At 51.7% G+C, this 238-nt stretch carries 1 rRNA gene; it reads left to right on the top strand.

Features of this window, described 5'->3' with window-relative positions:
- Positions 1-219, top strand: a 23S ribosomal RNA gene (locus tag SJH88_RS19680); the annotation flags it as partial.
- Positions 220-238 lie beyond the last annotated feature (19 nt).

The raw sequence follows: 238 nt of genomic DNA on the forward strand, positions 1-238 counted from the left end.
TGGTGTACCTGTTGTCACGCCAGTGGCATCGCAGGGTAGCTACGTGTGGAAGAGATAACCGCTGAAAGCATCTAAGCGGGAAACTCGTTTCAAGATAAGATCTGCCGGGGCCTTGAGCCCCTGAAGGGTCGTTGTAGACCACGACGTTGATAGGCTGGGTGTGGAAGCGCAGTAATGCGTTAAGCTAACCAGTACTAATTGCCCGTGAGGCTTGACCCTATAACTTTGATACTGCCAT

It is taken from the genome of Comamonas sp. GCA5, from assembly GCF_036541385.1.
GTDB lineage: Bacteria > Pseudomonadota > Gammaproteobacteria > Burkholderiales > Burkholderiaceae_C > Comamonas > Comamonas aquatica.